At 59.1% G+C, this 16,569-nt stretch carries 14 protein-coding genes and 1 pseudogene; 5 read left to right on the forward strand and 10 right to left on the reverse strand.

Annotated features, from left to right (window positions below; all coding sequences use genetic code 11):
• The first annotated feature begins 586 nt into the window (after positions 1–586).
• Positions 587–1,156: an EF-hand domain-containing protein gene (locus FJ490_RS29065; protein WP_224655859.1), complete on the forward strand. Its 570-nt coding sequence runs from the start codon at positions 587–589 to the stop codon at positions 1,154–1,156.
• Positions 1,157–1,488: 332 nt separating this feature from the next.
• On the opposite strand, the pseudogene FJ490_RS33395 reads toward FJ490_RS29065, so the two are convergent.
• A pseudogene (locus tag FJ490_RS33395) lies at positions 1,489–1,593 on the reverse strand (DUF488 family protein); the annotation flags it as partial.
• Between the two features lie 25 nt (positions 1,594–1,618).
• On the opposite strand from FJ490_RS33395, the gene FJ490_RS29075 reads away from it, so the two are divergent.
• The 3 genes from FJ490_RS29075 to FJ490_RS29085 all read left to right on the forward strand — a co-directional run bounded on the left by FJ490_RS29075 (position 1,619) and on the right by FJ490_RS29085 (position 5,589).
• On the forward strand, positions 1,619–1,840 hold the full coding sequence (locus FJ490_RS29075) for a DUF2188 domain-containing protein (protein ID WP_140495891.1): 222 nt from the start codon (positions 1,619–1,621) through the stop codon (positions 1,838–1,840).
• Positions 1,841–3,304: 1,464 nt separating this feature from the next.
• Positions 3,305–4,885 carry a hypothetical protein gene (locus FJ490_RS29080; protein WP_224655860.1) on the forward strand — a complete coding sequence of 527 codons (1,581 nt, stop codon included), beginning with the start codon at positions 3,305–3,307 and terminating at the stop codon, positions 4,883–4,885.
• Between the two features lie 23 nt (positions 4,886–4,908).
• The gene (locus FJ490_RS29085; RefSeq protein WP_064994679.1) at positions 4,909–5,589 is read left to right on the forward strand and encodes an HAD hydrolase-like protein; all 681 of its coding nucleotides are present in this window, start codon (positions 4,909–4,911) and stop codon (positions 5,587–5,589) included.
• Positions 5,590–5,732: 143 nt separating this feature from the next.
• Here the strand turns inward: FJ490_RS29085 and FJ490_RS29090 are convergent, their stop codons facing one another.
• From FJ490_RS29090 to FJ490_RS29100, 3 genes are read right to left on the reverse strand one after another with little or no spacing between them, the layout of a single operon-like run.
• Positions 5,733–7,475, reverse strand: a complete 1,743-nt coding sequence (locus tag FJ490_RS29090; protein ID WP_064994678.1) for an FAD-dependent oxidoreductase — start codon at positions 7,473–7,475, stop codon at positions 5,733–5,735.
• A gap of 20 nt (positions 7,476–7,495) precedes the next feature.
• Positions 7,496–8,329 (reverse strand): phosphoenolpyruvate hydrolase family protein, encoded by an 834-nt coding sequence (locus FJ490_RS29095; RefSeq protein WP_064994677.1) that lies wholly within the window; start codon positions 8,327–8,329, stop codon positions 7,496–7,498.
• The gene (locus FJ490_RS29100; protein WP_224655861.1) at positions 8,316–9,497 is read right to left on the reverse strand and encodes a Tm-1-like ATP-binding domain-containing protein; all 1,182 of its coding nucleotides are present in this window, start codon (positions 9,495–9,497) and stop codon (positions 8,316–8,318) included. Before FJ490_RS29100 ends, FJ490_RS29095 begins: the two co-directional genes overlap by 14 nt.
• 306 nt (positions 9,498–9,803) lie before the next feature.
• Between FJ490_RS29100 and FJ490_RS29105 the strand changes: the two genes are divergently transcribed.
• On the forward strand, positions 9,804–10,259 hold the full coding sequence (locus tag FJ490_RS29105) for a hypothetical protein (protein ID WP_140692109.1): 456 nt from the start codon (positions 9,804–9,806) through the stop codon (positions 10,257–10,259).
• On the opposite strand, the gene FJ490_RS29110 is transcribed toward FJ490_RS29105, so the two are convergent.
• The 6 genes from FJ490_RS29110 to FJ490_RS29135 are packed head-to-tail and all read right to left on the reverse strand — an operon-like array spanning position 10,251 to position 16,558.
• Positions 10,251–12,020 carry a phosphoenolpyruvate hydrolase family protein gene (locus tag FJ490_RS29110; RefSeq protein WP_064994676.1) on the reverse strand — a complete coding sequence of 590 codons (1,770 nt, stop codon included), beginning with the start codon at positions 12,018–12,020 and terminating at the stop codon, positions 10,251–10,253. The genes FJ490_RS29105 and FJ490_RS29110 overlap by 9 nt on opposite strands.
• 39 nt (positions 12,021–12,059) lie before the next feature.
• Positions 12,060–13,175 carry a sn-glycerol-3-phosphate ABC transporter ATP-binding protein UgpC gene (gene ugpC, locus FJ490_RS29115; protein WP_064994675.1) on the reverse strand — a complete coding sequence of 372 codons (1,116 nt, stop codon included), beginning with the start codon at positions 13,173–13,175 and terminating at the stop codon, positions 12,060–12,062.
• Between the two features lie 27 nt (positions 13,176–13,202).
• Positions 13,203–13,997: an HAD-IIA family hydrolase gene (locus FJ490_RS29120; RefSeq protein WP_064994674.1), complete on the reverse strand. Its 795-nt coding sequence runs from the start codon at positions 13,995–13,997 to the stop codon at positions 13,203–13,205.
• A complete protein-coding gene (locus FJ490_RS29125; RefSeq protein ID WP_064994673.1) occupies positions 13,990–14,763 on the reverse strand; it encodes a glucose 1-dehydrogenase in 774 nt (257 codons plus the stop codon). Before FJ490_RS29125 ends, FJ490_RS29120 begins: the two co-directional genes overlap by 8 nt.
• A complete protein-coding gene (locus FJ490_RS29130) occupies positions 14,760–15,701 on the reverse strand; it encodes a ribokinase (RefSeq protein ID WP_064994672.1) in 942 nt (313 codons plus the stop codon). Before FJ490_RS29130 ends, FJ490_RS29125 begins: the two co-directional genes overlap by 4 nt.
• Complete coding sequence (locus tag FJ490_RS29135; protein ID WP_064994671.1) at positions 15,698–16,558, reverse strand: carbohydrate ABC transporter permease; 861 nt, start codon at positions 16,556–16,558, stop codon at positions 15,698–15,700. The genes FJ490_RS29130 and FJ490_RS29135 overlap by 4 nt, the downstream gene beginning before the upstream one ends.
• Between the last annotated feature and the right edge of the window lie 11 nt (positions 16,559–16,569).

The raw sequence follows: 16,569 nt of genomic DNA on the forward strand, positions 1-16,569 counted from the left end.
GTGCCAATTGAGGTGAGCACGCTCGTGATCGGGCGAGTTGCCATCATCAAGAACTTTCGACTGCAACGCAGGTTCCCGTTGTGCCAAGCTCTACAATGCATGCCGGCGGAGCGCCAAGCAGTGGTGGGAGCGCATGTTCCATTCCAAGCGGCGTTCGATCATCTTTTTAGGAGCAGCCTGCGAGCATTCTCTATCTCACCATTTCGGCAGCAACGATCACCGTGGTTTGTGTTCCTCGATTGCGCGTTCGATAGCCTTTACGCGTCTCACCCAAGCGAAGGTCGGCAGTCTGGAAATCGTCTGATGGCCGCGCCACTGACAGTCTCCGAAGCCGACAGTTCCTCAACACGGGTTCGGGCGTCCAGCCGTGTGAAGATGCAATCGCTTCCAGTTCGGCGGCGGTTTGCGTCGTCGGCGCCCGCCAAACGGTGAGTACCCCGCAGCCGTGAGCGAGGCGGCCCATCAAATGACCGAAGATGTTGTCGCTCGACATCGCTGCATCGTACTTCAGCTGCCGAACCTCACGATTTGAGCTTCTATTGTGCAGCTTGCATCCGGAACCAAAGTCTGAGGAGCAAGTTTGGCCGTGAATGCCGAAGTTTGGCATGGCCATTCAAGGAAGGAAAATCCGATGAAAGTACAATGTGGGACGACGGCAGCTGCCGCTGCTTTGGTCATGTTAAGCTTGCCGGCGCTGGCCCAGACGAGTGGGACACCGGAGCTTAAGCCGCCGCCGCAGCAGTCTGGATCCACACCACTGCCAGGCCCTAACAAACAGACAGAAGACCAGACGCGTGAGATGATGCGGCAGATGATGGACGAGATGTTACAGGACAAGCTGCAGGGAGATCGCGGCCCCGAAGAAAGGCCTCCGCATCGGCAAGATTGGCACCGGGACATAGGGCAAGGGCCGCACGATGGGGACAGGATAGCTCGAAAGCCTGATCGCATGGGGCCTCGCATGATGCACGCGGCCAGGATGAAAATAATGTTTGCGATAATGGACGCCGACGGCGATGGAGCACTTTCGCAGAGCGAGATCCAGGATGTGATCGGGAGGATATTTGACGTCGTCGACGAGAACGGCGATGGCAGGATTGATTTGGAGGAGATTGAATCCTTCTCACATAGTCGCGGAAGTGGAGAGATGCAGTAGCACTTCGAACTTAGGCGCTTTTTTGGACGCTATCCCTAGCATCGGTTGGTAGTATGCCCGGCTGGTCGATCGGACCTCCACACCGATGCGAGCATGCTCGTGCAGTGACCCGAAGCAGGCAAGCGTCTCTTCAATTCGTGGAACGTGCCAGAGGCCGAAGTGCCTCGGCGCTTCCAGCAAGGTTTCATGAATTGGCTCAGTTCCGCACCCTGATGGGCGGCTGGTGCAGGCAAAGCACGTCTATTCAAATGCAGGACTGCACAAAACCCGGCGCAAGCCGAACATCCGCCTCACACACCCGACCTTGCGCGTCTCCGATGCCGCGGCGGCGCGGACTCGCCACGACTGATCAGATAATTCGCGACGATTCTCCTGTGGCAGCGCCACCAAAGCGTTTCCGAGCACATGATGGCGCACCGCTGCTGCCTGCCGACGGACAAACGAACCTTAACGGAGACTTTCATGGGCAAAAATCAGCATGTCGTACCTCGCGACGGTCAGTGGGCGGTGCTCGGCGCCGGCAATAACCGCGCCACTTCGCTTCATCCGACCCAAGCCGGTGCGGTCGCCTCGGCAAGAGACATCGCCATCAACCAGCACAGCGAGGTGGTGATCCATCGCCCCAACGGGCAGATCCGCGACTCGAACTCTTACGGCAACGATCCCTTCCCGCCGCGCGGTTAGCGGCTTCAACACAAGGATATCCTGCGCACGTAAAAATAGGCGCTCTTCTTTCTTATCAGACCAGCGACTTTTGCCACCCAAAACCACCCAAATGTTGGAGCCAATGTTGGAACCATACAGGGCGGAAAGCGCTTGGAAACAGCAGTTTGTAGGATTTACAAGGGGTCTAGAGGACGATGGTGGGCCCGGAGGGCGTCTTAAGATCGTTGATTGTATTGAGTTTTTCGTGGGCCAGAAACGGAAAGCTTCCCATATCGTTCCGTATGCTCCCGTGACGCCATTTGGTCCGTTCCAACTAAGTTTGCGAAAGTTTCAGAGCCATGCTTCAGAATCAGCACATTAGGCGTGAAAGCAGCTCTTCTGGAGAATCGCTCGCAGAAGAGCTGCAGTGCCTACCCCTCTCCTGGAACCATGGGGTCTTGTCGAACACGGAGTGCAGTATGCATGGGCTTATCGAAACTCGCGATGGCGCCTCCATGGTTAGATAGAGGCCCGTCACCATGCGAGAAGAGATGTCCAACGCCAATTTCAGCCAAGGCCAAGGCCGTCCGAGCGGTAGACGCGTTTCTTCGTCGACAACGAATACGTCAACTATGATCGGTTGCACAAGTTCAAGCCGCCGCGGCACCGAAAGGGCACCTGGCGTGGTTGTAGCTTTGATGACCTCGCTCTCGCGCTTACACCCCTCACCCGTAGATCGACATCTTCAACCCGGGATTTGATGGAGAGCCAGTTTGGTGGAGCAAGGCCGGCCGCTTGCGCAAGCGATTTGGACTTGGCGAACCAACTGCGCGAAAGGGGGGGTGTCGGCTTGAGATAAAAGCCTTCCATCGTTCGACGCACGAGGGCTTCTCGATCTTTGTCGAGGGCGCGATGTCCCTGGCGTCGACCGCGCTTGCGGTGACCGGGCTGAGGTCCAGTTCCTGACCGCCCAAACTTTGTAGATACCGCTCCAGGAATTCGCGGATTGCCTCTTCGCGCCGGCACGCCTCGGTCCACCGCCCTCGCTCCCCGTAATCATTGCTGTCGTCGCCCATGCTGCCTGCGAAGAATTCAAGCTAACCGAGTGCATCCGCTTTGTTGTCGGCCTTCAGACATGAACGTCTTCAACCGGACACTTTTGAACGCCACGGCGGATGGTCCCATAAGAAACCGCGATCCCGCAATCCAGCAGCATTTCTCCGACCACACGCCTGAAGCGACCGATGGCGCATGTGGCCGACAATCGCGGTGTTAATGCCGCAAACCCACCGATTCTGCGACAAGTCCTAAGCTGGCGTCTGACGAGGACAGCGAATCGCAAGTCCCACCATCCGGATCAGGGCCGCTTGACGACATCCCGATCGTCGGGCGCGTAGACGATGTGGCGCATCGTCAGGCGTGCCTTCAAGACCTTGGCACGAGCCTTGCGTAAGTGGAAACAAACCACGAGCTCGCGCTGAGCCGCATTGAAGGAAAAGTCGGATGTCCGGTATTGCGGGCGCATTTGTGTTGCCTTCAAGTCATTCACAGCAGACGGTTTATAATCGGCTCAAGCACATGGTTCCGAAGCTTGACAATCGTGGACAAGCTGGGTTCGGTCTTGCAGCGTTCATGCACGCAAAAGGAATTCGACATATAAGGTCGTGTCGGCCACCACGCGAATTGGTAACCATCGATTGCGATGGGCAGGACGCGAATTTCAGGCCTCATGTAGCGATTGCACATATTCGAAGTCCATCTTCCCTGGAAAACGATGGCAACGTCGCCCAGCCTGTTGATAACCATAAAGCAGGCTGCCGCCATTTGGCCCTTTCGTTGAATGGGGCTTTAGTCAACGCTAATGAACTTCGGAAAGAATTGCACGCGCGAGGGCATAGCTTCGACGGCCAAACGGATGCAGAGCTTCTGCTCAAGCTTATTGAGCACATTTGCCAAAGAGCTTTTTGGCAGCATGCTCTCCCGGTCAACTACGAAAATGTCTTTCGTGATATCGATGATCGGATTGATGGAGCCGTGAGTGCACTTGTATTAGATGGCGAAGGAAATCTGATCGCTTTCCGCAATAGTAGCGGTTTACGTCCGCTGGAATTTATGCAAACGGAAGATGGTGATATACTTTTTGCTTCTGAAAATTCAGCTTTTGCCGGATTACAAGGCACCACGGAGGAAGTTTCGCCAGGCCACATCAAGTATTTGGATGGAAAAACAGGAGAATGCATTGACAGCTTCGTTGGCCATACCCGATACAGCCCTAAGCTTTGCGTCTACGAAACGCTTTACATCGGAAATCTCGAAACGTCCATACGAGGTCAATCTCACCTGGCCACGCGGCACAATATAGGCGCGAGTCTCGGTGGAACTATTTCGCCGAAAGTGGCGGCACAGATGGGCTCTGCCCCTATTGTCGTTTCCTCCATGCCGCATACCGGGGGCCCGTACGCCGACGGCTTGTTCGCGTCTCTGGCCGAGAAACACGGCGCTTTCGTCCAGCGACGTGAAGTAATCGCAACACAACTTCAGCAGCGGACGCTTATAGGTATCGTTGGCACTCGCAACTCGCTTATCGCGCAGAAATACTGTGTCAATGCAGAGAGCGATGTTAGGGGCAGAGTTGTCATGATGGTGGACGAAGCACTAATTCGGGGGGATACAAGCCGGGCTGTAACAGCAATGCTCCATGCTGCCGGAGCGAAGGCTGTGCATTGGGCGATCGGTTCGCCGCCTATCGTCGCACCGAATTACTACGGCATGGGCATCGAGACGATCGACGAGCTGGCGTTCTGGAAGGTATGGAAAACACTGCCATCCAAAAAGCGGAAAGAAAGCCTTAGCTTTCATAAAACCGAACCGCAAATCCTCAGGATGATCGAAAGCAAAATAGCCCTATCAATCAACGCTGCGTCCATCACCTTTCTGCCCTTTAAGGCTCTGATATCGTTGCTGCCTGGAGGGTCCGATGGGATTGATCTATCTCCGTTTACGTTCGACATGCCAACTCCAGAAGGAGAAAAACGCGCGAATAAGAATTTGAATAGATCGACTATCAATCTCGCCTTAACCTGACTATGCCTGCCTGAGGTCACATAATGAAACCTACTCTTGTATTCGATTGGAACGGGACCCTGCTTGACGATGCCGAGGCATTTCTACAAACAACCAACGCTATTCTGAGCCGCTTCGGTCGCGCTGCCATCGATATGCATACTCTTCGGGAACAGTGCGAGGTTCCACTTTCTATCCTTTACCGCAATCTTGGAATGTCGGAGCGCGAGGTCGCAGAAGTGGAAAACGATGACAGCGCTTTTTTTCACGACATGTACGAACCGCTGGCGAGCAAAGCCGATCTACGCGAAGGCGCGCGCCTCATTTTGGAAACGGCGCGTCAACAAGCTGTCTCAACCATCATTCTCAGCAACCATATAGTCGAGCCCCTTCGTACCCAACTGCGAAGGCTCCGAATCGACGATTGTGTTACCGAGGTTCTGGCATTTGAAAGCCGCGCCACTCAATATAAATCTATGAGTAAGGGCGACCGGCTTGGCGTGTACATGCAAACGAACAATCTGAGTGCCGAGTCGACCTTCATCATTGGCGACATGCCGATCGAAACTGATATTGCACGTAACCTCGGGCTGATCAGCATATCTATTACAGGCGGATTTGTTTCCGAATCACGTTTGCAGGCGGCGCAGCCAGACTACATCATCGATGACCATCACAAGCTGCTGCCCATTCTGAGAAAGTACGGCTTCTTTCGGAATGCGTAAATGAGTTATGCAATAGACCTGACCGGAGATCCGGCATCACCCGCAACGCGTACGACACAGGACAAAAGATCGGCCTGGTCGGCGCAGGAGACATGGGGAACTGGTATGACCCAGTCTTTTACGTCCTGGTACCGAACTGCATATCAAAGCCCGCGCAATGCGCTGTCGCGGATGAACTTGATCGCGCGGAATGCGAACACAATCCCAGGGCCGATTGTGATGCCCGCGCCGGGATAGACCCCTCGCATGACTGAAGTCGCGTCATTGCCGCAGGCGTATAACCCATCGATCGGCTTTCCCCACTGGTCGAGCACCCGGCTATAGGTGTCTGTCGCAAGACCGGTAGCCGTCCCCAAGGTGGCTGGAACGATCCGCAAGGCAACAAAAGGACGGGTCTTGATTTGACCGAGGTTTGAATTCGGCTTGCCAACGGAAGGATCACCGAGCGTTTGGTTGAACGCGGATTCACCTCGCTGGAAATACGGGTCGACACCCGTTCGGGCATGCTCGTTATGCTCCTGAATCGTCTGTGCGAGCGCCTTGGGATCGAGGCCGATCTTCACGGCCAGCGCCGCGAGGGTATCCGCCACCTGGATGTACCCGGCACGCTCATAGGATTTCGTGCTGAGGGTCCACGGCCACGGAAGAACTTGGCCCATTCCGCGCTTTTTGAGAAATTCATGATCGCAGATGAAGTAGAAGTGCTTATCCTTCGGGTAGCCGTTCTCGAACATCGCCATGCAGATGTCGTGATACGGGTTCGACTCGTTGACGAAACGCCGCGCGTCCGGGCCGACGGCGATCACGCCAGGGCGGCCGCGGTCCAGCCAGCCGTAAGGAACCGTCTGCATTCGCCCGCCTTTCTCGCGCAGCAGCGACACGGGTGTCCAGAAGCCGGCACTCGCGACCTCGTTGTCGATCTTGCCGCCCGCTTGCAGTCCAATCTTGATGCCGTCGCCCGTGGCGTCCGCATGGGCCAGGCTTTGGTCATGCTGGTGATCGCCGCTGAGAGCACTGCGAAGTCCGGCATCATGGGGGAACCCCCCGGTTGCGAGCACAACGCCGTGAGTTGCCCGCACGCGCATGTCCCTGCCGTCCTTGCGTATGACCGCCCCAACCACCTTGCCCTGATCTATGATCAGTCCGGTGGCTGGCGCGCTGGTCCAGATATCCACCTGCAGCTGTCTCAGGCTCTTGATGAACCTCGCAATCAATGCGTTTCCGCCGCTGAACTCGGTGCCGCGCCTGTAGCGCATCCGGTCGCCGATGTAGCGCCCCAGGCGCCTCAGGACATGCTTCGTGGAATCCCCCGACTTGAAGGGATTGAGGAATCTTCCAACCTCGCCGGAAGAGATCATCATGCCTCCGAGAACCACGCGAATGGGATCGCCAACCAGATCGAAGTCCTTGTCCAGCAGGCGGCCATCGTACGGAGCGGGGCTCAACGCGCGGCCTGAGTTCATCCCGCCGGGCCGGCTTGAGTGGTAATCGGGAGCCGCGGCGAGCGTGAACCTGACCTCGGAGTGCTTCTGGATCTCGATGAGTGCCTCGGGTCCATCCGCCAGATAGGCTTCGACGAACTCCTTCCGGTAGTAATTCCCGAGTTCTCCCTTCAGATACGTGCGAGCATTGTCGATGCTGTCTTCGACCTTCGCAGCTAAGGCCTGCGGCGAGCAGGGTACCCATATCATTCCGTTCGACAGGGCGGTCGTGCCGCCCAGCTTTGGGGATTTTTCGGTCACCAGCACACTTAGTCCCGACTGGGAAGCATAAAGGGCCGCAGACAAGCCCGCCGCGCCGCTTCCAATCGCGACCATGTCGTAGGCCGCGTCCCAGTGTGTGGGGTCCTCCTGCTTGGTCACGAGTGGGGTTACAGTGTCGGCCATGGATTCCTCGGCAGTCGTGCTTAGGGTTTCTTGCGGTTCAGGGGGACGGCCTTGAAGGCTTCGGCAGCCGATTTCACGGCCCGCTCGATCGGAATGCGCTCGATCGAGGACGCGCCGACAAAGCCGATGCAATCGGTGGACCTGTAGACTTCTTCGGTGTCCTGCGGTTCGGCTATCGCGCCGCCATGGGCAAGAAGGATGACGTCGCCGCGGACAGTGCGCGCCGCGTTGTTGATCCGGTTAATCCGTTCGATCGCCTCGCCGATCGCCTGACCCTCGTCATGGCCGACCAGTCCGCCACGTGTGGCGCCGACATGAGGAACGATGCAGTCCGCGCCTGCTTTGGCCATGTCCGCCGCGTCGTTCGCTGAGGCGACATAGGCCATTGAGAAAATGTCCTTCTTCCGCGCCGTGGCGATCATCTCGACTTCGCGCGCGAAGCCAAGGCCTACGCGGCCACGGCGGTCGCGCCACTTGTCGCCCATCGTCGAAATCGTCGGGTAGTTGATCACGCCGGAGTAGCCAGCGGCCCAAAACTTGTCGAGAAGCCTGTCGAGATCGAGCCGGACCGGGTCCCACGCTTCAACGCCACCAATCACCGGAACGTCGGAGATGACATTGCGGATCTCGTCGGCCATTTCTATGGTCCGCGCGTTCGAATCCCCAATCCGGCTGGTCGGCAGGCCCATGAGCCGCGAGAGGCCCGTGCTGTAGACGACAAGCATGTCCGCACCGCCAAGCGCGGCACATTTGGCGACAAGGCCGCAGCTGCTACCGGCAGCCAGGATCGCGGCGCCTTTTACGGACTGCTCGGCGATCCGGGCCAGGATTTCGTTGCGGTCAAACATTCTCATCGGCGGTCTCCGTATCAATGTGGTCAAGTACCCATTCGACCGCGGCACTTGCGAATTCGGGATCGTTGATGTGGCAATTGAGTTCCCGGACGGGGATGTTCCCGGGAAGCGCGGCGCGCAGGCCTGAGAGCCATGCGCGGTTCGCCTCGGGGTCGTGAAACGGCCCGCCTTCGCGGTCGTAATCCGATACACCTTTCGAGGGCCACAGGACTTGCGCGGGTCCTCTCGACGCCGACAGCTTTTGCGCCGTAAGACGTCCGATCGCGTTCGTCTCTTCAGGCGTCGTGCGCAGCAGGGTCGTATACGGTGTGTGCGCGTACAGCCTGCGCTCGGCGAACTCGGGCGGCACCGAGGAGAGGACACCGAAGTTTACCATGTCCACGGCGCCGGGAGCGATCAATTGCGGAATCCCGCACCGCCCGGCTGCAGTCAGCCGATCCGGTCCGGCGCTGGCGGTGCCGCCCAGGAGCTCGTCGGCCAGCTCGGTCGTGGTGAGATCTATTACGGCATCGAATTCACCCGCGTCGACCAGCGATTCCATCTTTCGACCGCCAGCGCCATTCGCCGGAAAAACGATCGCCTCCATCTTCTTGTCCCCAAGAAGCCGGACGCATGCATTGGCCGCGGGGGTCGTCACGCCAAACGACGTGATGGCTACGATCTTTCGCCGTGATTTCGCTTTGGGAAGGTAATGCATGGCGGCGATTGCCCGCGCCGCGTTTTCAAGCACCCGCGAAGTGAACCCGTTCACGCCGAAGAGATCGACCAGCGTGGGATAGAGCAGGACATCCAGCTTCCCGGCCAGTTCGGCAAGCAGGGCCGGGCGTGCGCTGGAGACTAGCAGCTTGGGAAAACCGTATGGCAGGTCGGCGACGACTTCGCCGAACACGCCGCTCCCCTTGCCGCCGCCGATGCCAATCACGGCGGAGACCTTGCCGGTCTCGAAAAGTCCGTTCACCGACTTGCGGGCCTCGCGCGCGATTCCCGCAAGCAGAACCGCCGGATCATTGGACCGGAACCTTCCGTCCTTTGAGGTGCCCACATCGACGAATAAGACGCTGCGTCCCGCGCCCCTGACGATGTCGGCCACGAACGAAGCCTCGACTTGCTTCGTGTCCATCGTCGCGACAATGGCCACGGAGTTATCAACGGTTGTCTCTGCGATCACGATGTTCCGTACCTTCCTGCAGGGGATGGAGGGGACGTCGAACCTTGAGCTCCCATGTCTTCGCCCTCCAAGGCACCGCTCTTGCTTTGTTGCCCAGGACTAGTAAACGCTTCGGGCAGGCTGGATAATCGGCTGCCGAAGGAGAGATGGGTAAATATGGGTAGGTGGGTAATCGTAGACCGACCGATCTGGACCGATGCCCCGAGCGCCGATGACGCCTACGTGTTTGCGCCGAGCCTTCGCGCCTTGCCCGCTGGGTTTCCCCTTGTAATCGCGACGCTTCCCGTTTGCGACTGGAATGGCGAGTTGCTGCGCGGCCTCAACGAGATCGAGCCCGTTGCAGGCGCTCGTTGCTACGCAGCGATCTTGATGATCGACCCGTTCGCGCTTTGGGAGGACGTCGCGGATGCTCTGACGGAGAAAGGTTTCTGCGGCGTGGTGAACCTTCCGCCAGCCTCTCTCATACAAACCAGCTCGGAGGCGGGGGCCGAAGACCATCTGAATTCAATTGAGCTGGAGCGCATGAGATGGTTCGCGGAGAATGGCTTGGGCTTAGCTCTGACATCGACTAATCGAGACGCAGCCGCGGCAGGGAACCTGTTCGAGAAACAGCCGGAAGCCATGCTCTATCTACCGGCGACGGCCCTTTCCTGTCCGATAGCGCCGATCACGTCGCTTGTGCGTCTGGGCGAAACGGGTAGTGAACTGCCTGTTTGGTCGCTGCCGGCGCCCTCGCTCGCCAAGGCTGAGACGTCATTCTAGGATGCGGTGCTTCTTGATCTTGTTGTATAAGGTTTTGCGGGTAATGCCGAGCGCGGCGGCAGCTTTGCCGCGGTGAAGCTTGTTCCGGCGCAAGGCGTCGATGATCCATTCTCTCTCCGAAAGGGTAGTGGTCGCTTTGGTTGCCGGTTTGGCTCCAAGGACCGGAAGGACCCGTTCCGCCGTGATCGACGTGTTCGAGGGCAAGGTGGCCAGCTGTTCGACGACATGGCGAAGCTCCCTGACATTGCCTGGCCAGGCATGGCTGGCCAGCGCCAAAAAGGCGGAGTTTTCGATCGTCAGCGCCTTTGCATCCGCATCGCCCTTGGTCTCCACTGTGAAATGATGGATGAGCGCAGGAAGGTCTTCCAGACGGTCCCGCATGGGAGGAAGGATAATTTCCAGTCCGGCGAAGACGCTTCTCAATCGTGGCGATAGGGGCAGCGCTTCCAGGCTTGCTCCGGCCGGCACGGTGCAGGTGGCGATGATCTTTGCTTCCGATCGCGTCGCAACCGCGCCGTTTACGGCGCTGAAGGTGCCGCGCTCCAGATAATCGGCAAGCTGCTCCTGGCCGTCTTCAGAAAGTGTGTTGAGGTGAAGAATGACCAGGGAGGTCTCCGTTGACATCTCCAGCAGCGACAGCCGGCGCCGTGCGTCCTTTTCCGCTTCCATGCCGAAGAGCGCCATCTCGTTCTGGTTGCCGGGCGCCTTGCGGCAGGGGAAGGTAACCGGCTTGCGGTGCTTTCTCGCGCCGAAGGCATGCACCAGGGACGCGACGCGACGCTTCCCCGTGCCCGGTTCGCCGACGATCAGAACCGGGTTCGTGCCCGTCGAAAGACGCTTTGCCGCGTCAAGCGCCTGATTCATCAACGCCGATTGCGCGATCACGCCATGGCGGTAGCCGTTCAGCTGGAGCTGCCGCTCCATAAGATCGACCTTTTCCCGCAGAACGTTGATGGTCTTGAACCCCGAGGTCATCTCCAGCACCGACATTTCGAGCGGCACCCGGTCGAGGGAAGAACCGCCTATGAACCCCTGCGTTCCTGTCTCGCGGCAGACGTCCATCAACTCCTGGGGCTTCGTGATCGGGCCGCCTCCGAGCAGACAGACGACATTCCTGTTGATACCGTGAGCCGCCCGGGCGATGTCTCCCGTTCGGGCGGCGAGTTCCGCCAGGCCGATGGACGACGACGACACGGCAGTTTCAGCAGGGTTGAGATTAAAATTCATGCAGATCGCGCCCACGCCCGCTTCGACCATTCGGCGGGCCTCAGCCTGCGTGCGGGTGTAGGCGATCGTCATCAGCCCCCGCGCCGCGGCGTTGATGAGTAGTTCGACCTCGCGCGCATATCCGAGGCCGCAGCCCTCGAGAATCGACCTGCGCGCCTCGTCCACATGGATCACGGACGGAAAATTCGTGATCCCTGCAAACCCCCATCGGGTGATGTTGTCGAGGAAGCGATCGAGGTCGAGCCGAGGGTCGAACGTACAGGCGCCGAAGAACACCGGGAGTTTTGTGCTCCTGAGGATTTCGGAGCGGGCGAAACCGGCAACGAATTCGTTGCTGTTGCGGATGGGAAAGATCGACGCCGGAGACGACCCCCCCATCGCACGGAACCGGCCGGCGTTGAGCGCTAGCACGAAGTCCGCCCCCGCGCGCTCGGCGGCCCGCGCTGTCATGCCGGAGCCGATCGCGGCTCCCAGGATAAATGAACGCGAGTTGCCGAGGATTTGCTTGAAGTCCGTTATCTCAGGCTTTCCCATTGGAATGCCGCGATCCTAGCACGTTTGCGGATCCAATGTTCAATTCCAGCTCCCGGGCGCCTCCAGCCTCGTCAGTGCCTTCCCTTCGGGGTCGAAGAGGTGACAGTCGGCAGCGGAGACGGCGAGCGATACCCGCCCGGCGTTGCCGGCGGGAAAGTGGTGGTTGGGCGATCGGGCGACGACATGGTCGCCGAGAGCGGTCCCATAGAGATATGTCGCACTTCCCAGATGTTCAACGAAGTCGACGTCGATCTCGATGACGAGCTCGCCCGGCATGCCGGTTGGCGCCACGAAATCGTCGGGGCGGATGCCGAGTGTCAGCGCGCGGCCGCCTTTCGACGATGTCGTCTGTATCGGCAGCCAACGGGACATCTTATCGCTCAAGGTAATCTCGGTCCTTGCCTGGTCGGAGCCTTTCTCCTTGCAGGGCAGAAAGTTCATTCTTGGCGACCCTATGAAACCCGCCACGAACTTTGAGGCGGGCCGATGGTAGAGATCGTGCGGCGACCCGACCTGTTCTATGCGCCCGTCCTTTAGGATCACGATCTTGTCGGCCATGGTCATCGCCTCGACCTGATCATGCGTCACATAAATCATGGTGTTGCCCAGCTGCTTATGAAGCTTGGCTATCTGCACTCGCATCTGGACACGCAGCTCGGTATCCAGATTGGATAGCGGCTCGTCGAACAGGAACACCTTGGGCTCTCGGACGATTGCCCTTCCGATCGCCACGCGCTGACGTTGTCCGCCGGACAGCTGCCTTGGTTTTCGGTCGAGAAGGTGCTCGATCTGGAGCAGTGCGGCGGCGGCTTGGACGCGGTCGGCGATCTCGTCCTTCTTCATCTTTGCCATCTTAAGCGGGAACGCGAGATTGTTGCGGACGGACAGATGCGGGTAGAGCGCATAGGACTGGAAGACCATGCCTAGATTGCGGTCCGCGGCATCAATCTTGTTTACCACCTTGTCGTCGATCCTGAGCGTTCCACCGGTGATCTTCTCCAGTCCGCCGATCATGCGCAGCAATGTCGACTTGCCGGATCCGGAGGGACCCACAAAAACCACGAACTCGCCATGCCGAATGTCGAGGTCGATATCGCGCAGGATCTCAAGGTTGCCATAGGCCTTCCTGATCCCTTCGAGGCGAACCTCAGCCATGATTTCCTCCCAAGGTGCCGGCGCGCATCAGCGCTTCAAAAATATTTGTTTCAGGCTCGATACGGTAAAATCCGGCGCCAGCAGCGACGGATCGTCGATCGGCGGAACGCCCGTGGTCACCAGGACTGAGCATAGCCCGGCGCGTTTCCCGGCCTGTATGTCGGTTGGTATCTGGTCGCCGATCATCAGCGTCGAGGCTCGATCTGTGCCGAGCTGCGATAGTGCAGCTTCGATCATGTGCACTTCCGGCTTTCCCACGATGATGGGCTTCACACGTGCGGCAGCCGAGACTGCGGTCAGACAGGCACCTGCCCCGGGCTCGAAACCGGTCTGGGTGGGCAGCAGGAGGTCCGGATTGGTTCCAATCAGCACCGCGCCTTTGAGGATCGCGTCGACTGCGATCGTGAGCTTCTCGTACGTGATTTCCCGGTCGAGCCCCATGACCACGACGCACGGTTGCTTGTCGGTGATCTCGAGCTCCGCATCGGTGATGGCCTTCTTCAGCGAAGGCGCTCCGATGACATAGGTCCGCGTCCCCGCGGGATAGGTTTGCCGGATCATCTTCGCGGCGGTGACTGCGGATGTGACGACGTTCTCCTCCCCCGCCTCCAGGCCAAAGCCGCGCAGCTTCGAGACGACGTCGCCGGCCGTGTGGGTCGAGTTGTTGGTGACGAAGCAGAATGGGATCCGCTCGGCCTGCCAGGCCTTGAATGCCTCGACAGCATCTTCGATCGCATTCTTGCCACGATAGACGACGCCGTCGAGGTCGGAGACGATCCCCGTTATGCGCGGCCACGCAAGCGTTGAAACCATATCAGCCATTCATCAACATCCCGCCGTTTACATGAACGATCTGACCGGTAATGTAGGCGGCCGCGGGGCTCGCCAGGAACACCGCCAGTCCGGCGACGTCTTCCGGCGATCCGACCCGTCCCAGCGGGATGCGACCCGCATGCCTTGCTTCGGTCTCCTCCTTTGGGCGGCCATGCATGGGCGTATCAATTATGCCCGGCGCGACGGCATTCACGTTGACGCCCATGGGTGCGCATTCATAGGCGAGAAGTTTTGTGAGATCGTGGACTACGGCCTTGGAGAAACAGTAGTCGGCTCCGCCTGCCTGATAGTTGAATACGGCGCCCTGCGACGACAGGGATGATCCGATGTTGACGATGCGTCCGCCGCCGTCACGAAGAAATCGTTGCACGACCGACTTGGAGCAGAGGAGCACCGCGTCAGAATTAATCAGCATCGTGCGGTCGATCTTGGCCTTGTCGCCGCAAAGAAGCGACTCCGCCGATTTGATCCCGGCGTTGTTGACGAGAACATCCAGTCGTCCGAAGCGCTCGGCGACGATGTCGAGGACGCGGACGATGTCCTGTTCGCTCGTCACGTCCATGGCGAGCGTGAGCGGTTGGCCGTTGGCTTCAACCATGCCGTAGGTCCGGGTGAGCGCCTCACTGCTCGCATCGGTCGCCACGACATTGGCACCGCTCGCCAGAAAGGCGTTGACGATGGCGGCACCGATACCGCCGCCCGCGCCGGTGACGAGAACCGTCTTGCCGGACATCGTGAAAATTGGTGATGTCATCGTATCTCCAGTAATGTTCTGTGGTTCAGGAACTCGTCGACAGCTGCGGCGGTGGGCATTGACGGCTGTGCGCCCCTTCTCGTGACGCAGAGCGCCGCAACGGCCATGGCCTGGCGGACCGCTTCGCGGACAGGCACATTCCTGGCGAGCGCTGCCGCGAACCCTCCGTTGAAAGCATCGCCTGCCGCCGTGGCATCCACCACGACCACAGGGAACGAAGGAAGGAGAAAGCTTTCCTCGCCGTTCGAATAGAACGCCCCGCGCTCTCCCAGGGTAATGAGGGCTGCCCTGGCCCCCAGTTCGAGTAGAATCGTCGCAGCTCGGGCTGCGCTCTGTGGATCGACGACTTCCACTCCTGTGAGTTCGAAGGTCTCTGACTCGTTGGGGGTGACGAAATCGACCTGGGACCAGGCCTTGCGAGAGAGCCCGGTGCGCACGGGGGCCGGATTGAAGATAAGGCGAAAGCCGAGCCTGGGCTTCAGCGCGAAAAGCCGCTCCAGCGCATTCACGGGGAGGCCCATTTCGGCGACCACGATGGACCTGGGCTCTATGTGATGCGCGACTTCGTCGATCACGGCCGCGGTGACATTCGCGTTTGCGCCAGGATCGATGATGATCATGTTGCTACCGTCGTCTGCCACCATGACGAGCGCTGACCCCGAGGCCTCGCCCGACGCGATCTGGACCGCCTCGGTCAGGACCCCGGCGTCTGACAGGGCGCGCATTAAGACGTCTCCCGCCTCATCATCGCCGAGGCGCGTGAAGAACTTTGGCCGCATGCCAAGCTTCGCCGCGGCCACGGCTTGATTGGCACCCTTGCCTCCGGGGTGACGGACAAGAGAGCCGATCAAGCTTTCACCTATCGTGGGTAGCCGTTCCACATTGAAGCACAAGTCGAGATTCGTGGTGCCAAAGAAGATCAGGGGGCAAGGGTTCATTTAACAGCTCCGAAGGTCAGCCCGCGCTCAAGATGGCGCTGTCCTATGACGATCAGGATAACCGGCACGATCATGGTAACGACCAGCCCGGCGGCCATGACGGGATAGAATTGGATACCGGGATTGAGGAGTTTCAGCAGCGCGACGGTGACAGGCGCCTTGGTTGAACTCAGCATCAGTCCGAGCGCGAAGTTGTGCCAGGCAAGGAGGAATACCAGCAGGGACGCGCCGATGAGGCCGGGCTTCAGCAACGGAAGGACTATGTGCAGGACGACACGAAACGGTTTCGCGCCGTCGATTGCCGCAGCCTCCTCGATGTCTTTCGGGATGTCCTCGACATAGGATCGTGTCAGCCAGACGATCATCGGCAGCGTCACGACCTGGTAGACCCAGATCATGCCTATATAGGTGTCATAAAGGCCCAGGGACTGAAACAAGCTAAAGAGCGGGATCACCACCAAGAGAACGGGAGCGAAGCGAAACCCAAGGATGAAGAACGCGATGTCTTCCTTGTAGGGGATGTCGCGTCTGGCCAATACATAGCCGGCAGGGACTCCCGCGATCAGCGAAACCACAACTGCGCCGAGGGCGATGACGACGCTGTTTATCACGGGTTTGAGGAAGTCGACCTTGATGGTTCCATAGCTCGTGGCGCCCGCCTGGGCCGCATCGAACAGGACGCGGAAATTGTCCATTGTGGGAGTGAAGACGAAGCTCGGAGGCCAGGCCATGACGTCGCTCTGCTGCTTCAACGCCATCATGACGATCCACACGAGCGGAAATGCGAGCACGGCGACGCAGATCAGAACCATTGCGTTGAGCACGATCCTGGTCGTGAGGGAGCGCGTGAAATCCATGGGTCTGGCTC

The organism is Mesorhizobium sp. B2-5-11 (genome assembly GCF_006440835.1).
Taxonomy (GTDB): domain Bacteria; phylum Pseudomonadota; class Alphaproteobacteria; order Rhizobiales; family Rhizobiaceae; genus Mesorhizobium.